The sequence below is a fragment of the Okeania hirsuta genome (genome assembly GCF_003838195.1).
Lineage (GTDB): Bacteria > Cyanobacteriota > Cyanobacteriia > Cyanobacteriales > Microcoleaceae > Okeania > Okeania hirsuta.
The window spans coordinates 1-7,293 of sequence record NZ_RCBY01000303.1 but is presented as its reverse complement, the minus strand read 5'-3'; the positions used below and the strand labels follow the sequence as shown (position 1 = coordinate 7,293).

The window sequence follows — 7,293 nt, the reverse complement described above, 5'->3', positions numbered from 1 at the left end:
TCAAATAAATTAATTTTTACCCACCAGAGCATTTTTCATCACAGGATTTCTCGAATTTATAGGGGGGAGGTTTCAAAGTCTGGAACTGCTAAAAAAAGGGGGAACTGCTTAATCAGGGAAGAGGTTTCAAAGTTCCCCTTTTCAAGGGGGATTTAGGGGGAGCGTAAATGTACTTCATATTGATGAGAAATGCGATGCTCAAATAAATTAATTTTTACCCACCAGAGCATTTTTCATCACAGGATTTCTCGAATTTATAGGGGGGAGGTTTCAAAGTCTGGAACTGCTAAAAAAAGGGGGAACTGTTTAATCAGGGAAGAGGTTTCAAAGTCCCCCTTTTCAAGGGGGATTTAGGGGGATCGTAAATGTACTTCATATTGATGAGAAATGCGATGCTCAAATAAATTAATTTTTACCCACCAGAGCATTTTTCATCACAGGATTTCTCGAAGCTTAAAAAAGGGGAACTGCTTAAAAAGGTGAGAGGTTTCAAAGTCCCCCTTTTCAAGGGGGATTTAGGGGGATCGTAAATGTACTTCATCTTGATGAGAAATGCGATACTCAAATAAATTAATTTTTACCCACCAGAGCATTTTTCATCACAGGATTTCTGGAATTTATAGCGGTTTTTACAAAAGTAGATTACAAAACTTCTGCCTTCTGCTTTTAAGCGAAAATCTCTATATTTTATGTTAATGAAAACTACTATAAGGAATTGCTGCAATGAAAGGAGAAAAAGTTGTTTGGGAAGAGGATATACAGTCAACTTTTGCAGAGGAATATCAAGACCTATTGAATGTTGTCGGGTTTATTGAAGGTTTTGGTTTATTGTTTGTAGAATGTTCGCCTCCACAGGGAACAGAAATTATTGAAAAAATTCGGCAGGATATTCCCCAAGAAAGGGTAGAAGTTTTGCGTTTGGATAAGACCACTTATAATTTTTATAGTCTGGTAAAAGATTTGCCCAATTTAGCAGAGATTGATGTTTTGTTTGTGACTGGTTTGGAATATTCTCTCTATCAATATGAGGAGGAGATGAAAGAAAGGGGTTGGGATAGTAATGAGATTATTTCTATTAGTAGAAGGGGAGTCCCTCCTGTTTTGATTAATTTGAATCAGCAGCGAGAAAGATTTAGGGATGATTTTGATATTTGCTTTGTGTTTCTATTACCAAGGTTTGCTTTAGATTACTTGATTAAACGTGCCCCAGATTTTTTTGATTGGCGTTCTGGGTTATTTCTGTTTCCTATGAATGAGGAATATTTACGACAAGAATCTTTAGATGTTTCAGCAAAAAAGTTAGATGATTATAAAGAACTTACAAGGCAAGAGCGTAAGTATGTATGGTTGAGAATTAAAAGTTTGGTTGATGATGAGAGACTTCCTGTTGAACAAAAAGCTAATTTGTTGGTGATCAAGGCTTTATTGGATAGAAAGTTTCAGCACAATGAAGAAGCAATATTAGCTTGTGATGAAGCATTAAAAATTCAAGCCAATAATTATGAAGCCTGGAATAATAAAGGTGTTGCATTAAAAAATTTAGAAAGATATGAAGAGGCTGTTGCTGCTTATGAAAAAGCTCTAAAAATTCGACCATACTATCATTATGCTTGGAATAATAAAGGCATTGCATTAGAAAATTTAGAAAGATATGAAGAGGCAGTTGCTGCTTTTGATAAAGCTCTAGAAATTCAACCATACTATCATTATGCTTGGAATAATAAAGGCATTGCATTAGAATATTTAGAAAGATATGAAGAGGCAGTTGCTGCTTTTGATAAAGCTCTAGAAATTCAACCAGATGATCATTATGCTTGGGATAATAAAGGTAATGCACTGAGAAAATTAGAAAGATATGAACAGGCTGTTGCTGCTTATGAAAAAGCTCTAAAAATTCGACCAGATTATTATTATACTTGGTCCTTGAAAGGCGTTGCACTGTTTTTTTTAGAAAGATATGAACAGGCATTTGTGGCTTATGAAAAAGCTCTAGAAATTAAACCAGAGTGTAATTATACTTGGTTATTTAAAGGCATTGCATTAGAAAATTTAGAAAGATATGAACAGGCTGTTGCTGCTTATGAAAAAGCTCTAAAAATTCAACCATACTATCATGAAGCTTGGGATAATAAAGGTAATGCACTGAGAAAATTAGAAAGATATGAACAGGCTGTTGCTGCTTATGAAAAAGCTCTAAAAATTCGACCATACTATCATTATGCTTGGAATAATAAAGGCATTGCATTAGAAAATTTAGAAAGATATGAAGAGGCAGTTGCTGCTTTTGATAAAGCTCTAGAAATTCAACCATACTATCATTATGCTTGGAAAAATAAAGGCGATGCACTGAGAAAATTAGAAAGATATGAGGAGGCAATTGCTGCTTTTGAAAAAGCTCTAGAAATTCAACCAGACTCTCATTATGCTTGGAATAATAAAGGCATTGCATTAGAAAATTTAGAAAGATATGAAGAGGCAGTTGCTGCTTTTGATAAAGCTCTAGAAATTCAACCATACTATCATTATGCTTGGAAAAATAAAGGCGATGCACTGAGAAAATTAGAAAGATATGAGGAGGCAATTGCTGCTTTTGAAAAAGCTCTAGAAATTCAACCAGACTTTCATTATGCTTGGTCTGGTAAGGGTAATACCTTTTTACAATTAAAACTGTATCAACAAGCAATAGCTGCTTTTGAAAAAGCTCTAGAAATTCAACCAGACGATGAAAATTATATTATTTACCTTGGCTTAGTTAAATATGAAATGGGAAAGATAGATGAAGCTATAAAAAACTGGCAAACTGCAATTGAAATAAATAACCAAAATGTAGAACCTCAATTAGCAATAGGAGTTGCCCTATATAAAAAAGGTGAAATTTCAGCAGGTTTAACAATGGCAGAAACAGCATTAAAATTAGACAAAAATTGGGGAAACCTGCAACGGCTCAAAAAAGAAAATTGGAGCGATAAACTATTAGCAGATGCAGAAAAATTATTAGAAAATCCTCAGATAAAAATATTACTATCTCAGACAGTTGAAGAAGAAAGAAGCAAGAAGAAAGAAGCAAGAATAAAAAATGGATGGGAACTCAAACCCCAACCAATTATAAACACCCTGTAGACGGCGGAGAATTAAACTCAAAATCAAAAGATAATTCCGCAACAAAAACTCAACAATAAACCATCAATCCCACATTCCGCACCACAAAATATAGCAACCGAAGAAGGAGTCAGGAGACAACCCACCCCTCGCCCCTCCCCCTCCCAGGAGGGGAAAACAGGAGACAGAATTTTAGAAGAAAATTATAGCTGCCGTGATTGAGTCATCATCAGAGCAAGTATTTATGTGTAAATTTTTTACTCGGAAGATCGATGAACGAAAAAAGTATTGAGATGATTTGCATAGTATAAATACCTACCAAGCTACAGATTCATATACTACTTTTAATGATACGCTCTTGAAGTTCCGAATGTGGGATCAATATTACTTGTTGAAAAAGGAAAAAGTAGTCGTAGGTTGGGTTAAACCAATTTGGGAAAAGAATGTTACGAATAATAAGAGCAATTAAAAGACTTTATAGGAGATGTCCATTGGATGAAAAAGATAAATTGTTACCTAATAAATAGTATCAAAGCTATTTATTCTGACTCGGTCCTCCTAACTTCCCCTCCTGGGAGGGGGAGGGGCGAGGGGTGGGTTGACTCCTAAGAAATAACCTAGTTATTTGTAGCAAATATTGATCAAGTTGGTATTAAACCACAGTGCAACTCAACACAAAATTCTATCTACATATTCTGTGCTGCGGATAAGTTCCGAATATCATACCTCAACCAAACCTACTAAAAGTTGGGGAAACCTGCAACGCCTCAAAAAAGGGTGGTGGTGCATAGTAATGCTAGAGAGAGTGTGGGGAGATGGGGACCCACCCCTAACCCCTCCCCCTCCACCGGAGGGGAGTATGGGAGAAATTAAAAAATATATATCTTCAACCAAAACCCATACAGGACTACCCAAAAAAGAACTGTGGGGAAATAAACTATTAGCAGATGCAGAAAAATTATTAGAAAATTCTCAGATATAGCAATGTGCGCTGGCATATTTACAAATTTCAGGAGGTGTCCAATAGCTAAAAGTCTTATATTATCGGCAATTTATTCCCCCTATTGCCTTCCGGAGCTGTTACCTGTTGCCTGCGCGCAGCACTATAAAAACTTTACCAAAAAATTGTGGTCTAAAGTCTCCCCTTTTAAGAGGATAAAAAAAGAGAATATTCCTGATGTCAAACCTCCTGATTGCAGAGTTACTGTTAACGCAGTTCCTCCGTTAGGAGGCTAACTGATAACTGAAATGACCCACCGCCTTCTGTGAGATTGTACGTTACCCTCACGCTCACACACCCTACTGAACTTCTGACTTATGAATTATAACTTCTGACTTCCGTGAAGAGCATGACGGAGGCTTTAGACCAAGCTTTTTGTTAAAAACTTGCATATACTTAAGTAGAATTAACTAAAAGACTCCTGATGATTGGCTAATATATAATACCCCACCGAATAAGTAAAAACATTAAATAAACCTAAAAATTTAATATCATCTAGTCATCATGTCAACCCTCAGTCCTTGTGAACCAAAATATCTAGAACTCAAAAATAGTCTCATCCAAATACGAGACCTAGAAGCCGCCGTCTCCATACTAAACTGGGACCAAACCACCTATATGCCCACCGGAGGCACTTCTGCCAGAGGACGACAAATAGCCACTCTCAAAGAACTTGCCCATGAAAAATTTACCGACCCATCCATAGGTCAACTCCTCCAAGACCTCCGCCCTTACGAACAAAGCCTCCCCTACGACTCCACCGAAGCTAGCCTGATCCGTGTTACTCGCCGAGACTACGAGCGCGCCATCCGAGTCCCTTCAGAATTCATGGCCAAATTTTGCCAACATCAAGCTACCGCCTACGAAGCATGGGTCAAAGCCAAATCTCTCAAAAACTTTTCCCTAGTACAACCATATTTAGAAAAAACATTAGACCTAAGTCGAGAACTAGCTTGCTTTTTCCCTCACAAACATATTGCCGATCCTCTCATTGACTTTGTAGACGAAGGCATGACAGTTTCCATACTTCGCCCTCTGTTTCGCAAACTACGCCAAAAATTATTACCCATAGTAGAAGCCATTACCTCCGGCCCACCTATCAATGATTTTTACCTCCGCCAATATTATCCAAAAGAACAACAACTTAAGTTTGGACGTACTGTGACAAAGCATATTGGCTTCGACTTTCAAAGAGGCCGACAAGACGAAACGCCCCACCCCTTTACTTCTAGCTTTTCAATTGGGGATGTTCGTATTACCACTCGCGTGTATGAAAATAACTGTACCGAAGCTCTATTCAGTACAGTCCACGAAGTAGGCCATGCTCTCTATGAGCAAGGTATTGCCCTAGAATTAGAGGGAACGCCCCTTGCTGAAGGAACCTCAAGCGGTATCCATGAAAGTCAATCCCGATTATGGGAAAATATGGTAGCTCGTAGTCGATGCTTTTGGGAATGTTTTTATCCCCAACTACAGGGTATTTTTCTCAAACAACTTAGTTGTATTTCTGTTTCAGAATTTTATCAGGCTATTAATAAGGTTGTTAAGTCACCCATTCGTACTGATGCTGACGAAGTAACCTACAATCTCCATGTGATGATTCGATTCGATCTAGAGTTGGCCATGTTAGAAGGGAAATTAGCTGTTTGTGACCTTCCCGAAGCCTGGAATGAGCGCTATAAAAAAGATTTAGGTATAGTTCCCACTAATTATAGTGAGGGAGTCATGCAAGATGTGCATTGGTATGGTGAAATGATTGGCGGAATGTTTCAAGGCTATACTTTGGGTAATTTAATTGCTGCTCAAATTTATGAAACTGCAGTGAAGTCTAATCCAGAAATTACTGTTGCTATTGAACAAGGTAATTTTACTCTTTTGCATAAATGGTTAAAGCATAATATTTATCAACATGGTCGCAAATATACTGCGAAAGAATTAATTGACAGAGTAACAGGTAAACCTTTAAGTATTGACCCATTTATTCGTTACATTCAAAATAAGTATAGTGATATATATTCTGTTAAATTAGCTCTTGTTGCTTGAGGGAAAGCAAATTTAAAATAAGGAATTGAAGTTAAAATTATTTTGGAAATAATCGAAATATAGCAATTCCCAAAAAGAGTGAGGTACAAAATTCGTTTGCTTTAGGCAACAGGCAACAGGCAACAGGCAACAGGGAAGAAAGATAAAAGTACCTCACGCTTACTGAGAAACGCTATATTTTCTACAGTTCCTTGTTGCCACTTCAATTATCAGTTATCAATTATCAGTATCTCCTGTAATAGGAAGGCTTGAAAATACGGAATTCTCTTTTCTCTTGGTCTCATGGATATGGCGTTCCCTTCGGGACCGGAGGAAAGGGGAGACTTGAGATGTTATTTTTTGTTCAAAAAAATATAGCGTTTCTCAGTCTAATGAGGTGCACCTATCTTTAATTTGTCTTCTGTTTCCTGTTCTCTGTTCCCAGATCCGGTGTTCCCTAAAAACAACGAATACGCGTACCTCGCGCTTCTTGGGAATTGCTATAGCGTTTCTCAAATTAGTGAGATACAGTTGTTTTTCTTTTTTTCCGTCCCCTTTTTCTCGAATTACTACTCCCTACTCCCTAACACAAACGAATTTTGTACCTCACTCCTTATGGGAATTGTTATATACAAATAAGAAATAATAATTTTGGATATTAGTATAAAAGATGTTAATATTAGTTAGGGCTTGCTGATTAAATCTAAAAGGATTGACATATTAAAGACAAGTGCCTTTTTGGGGCTTTTAAAAAGTACCTGGTATCACGTCTAAAACGCTCAAAAAGTTAGTATTTTAGGCGCATAGTTGGGCAGAAAAATCAAGGGACAAAACTTAGCTCCTACTTCTTCTAAATTCCCATTTCTCCTGTCTCCTGTCTCCTACCCCACCAAAAAGACTTTATTCAGCAAACCCTAATTATAGAGTTATGATTAAATTTTTAGTCCCGCTCAATTTCAGCTAAAACTAGAACCGCAAACATCAGCAAAGTTATTGAAGAGAGACCAGGATTTTCAAACCAAAACTAAGTAATCATCACAATAATATTATTATGCGTATCCCTACTATTACTGCTCTATTAAGTTTAGTAGCTCTGTTTACTTTTACTCAAGGCAAAGCTGTTGCTTCCAAGAAAACAGAATCTTTAGTAACAGAAAAAGAAGAAGATTTAA

General features: G+C 36.9%; 3 protein-coding genes. All 3 read left to right on the top strand.

Annotation, left to right across the window (positions count from 1 at the left end; all coding sequences use genetic code 11):
- Positions 1-723: 723 nt before the first annotated feature.
- The 3 genes from D5R40_RS28635 to D5R40_RS28625 all read left to right on the top strand — a co-directional run bounded on the left by D5R40_RS28635 (position 724) and on the right by D5R40_RS28625 (position 6,142).
- A complete protein-coding gene (locus D5R40_RS28635; RefSeq protein WP_124155569.1) occupies positions 724-3,120 on the top strand; it encodes a tetratricopeptide repeat protein in 2,397 nt (798 codons plus the stop codon).
- A gap of 625 nt (positions 3,121-3,745) precedes the next feature.
- Positions 3,746-4,081, top strand: a complete 336-nt coding sequence (locus D5R40_RS28630; RefSeq protein ID WP_124145096.1) for a hypothetical protein — start codon at positions 3,746-3,748, stop codon at positions 4,079-4,081.
- A 522-nt stretch (positions 4,082-4,603) separates the two neighbouring features.
- Positions 4,604-6,142 (top strand): carboxypeptidase M32, encoded by a 1,539-nt coding sequence (locus tag D5R40_RS28625; protein WP_124155568.1) that lies wholly within the window; start codon positions 4,604-4,606, stop codon positions 6,140-6,142.
- Positions 6,143-7,293 lie beyond the last annotated feature (1,151 nt).

Coding starts and splice junctions, on each gene's coding strand:
- D5R40_RS28625 (WP_124155568.1), top strand. CDS start 4,604: ATGTCAACCCTCAGTCCTTGTGAACCAAAATATCTAGAACTCAAAAAT.
- D5R40_RS28635 (WP_124155569.1), top strand. CDS start 724: ATGAAAGGAGAAAAAGTTGTTTGGGAAGAGGATATACAGTCAACTTTT.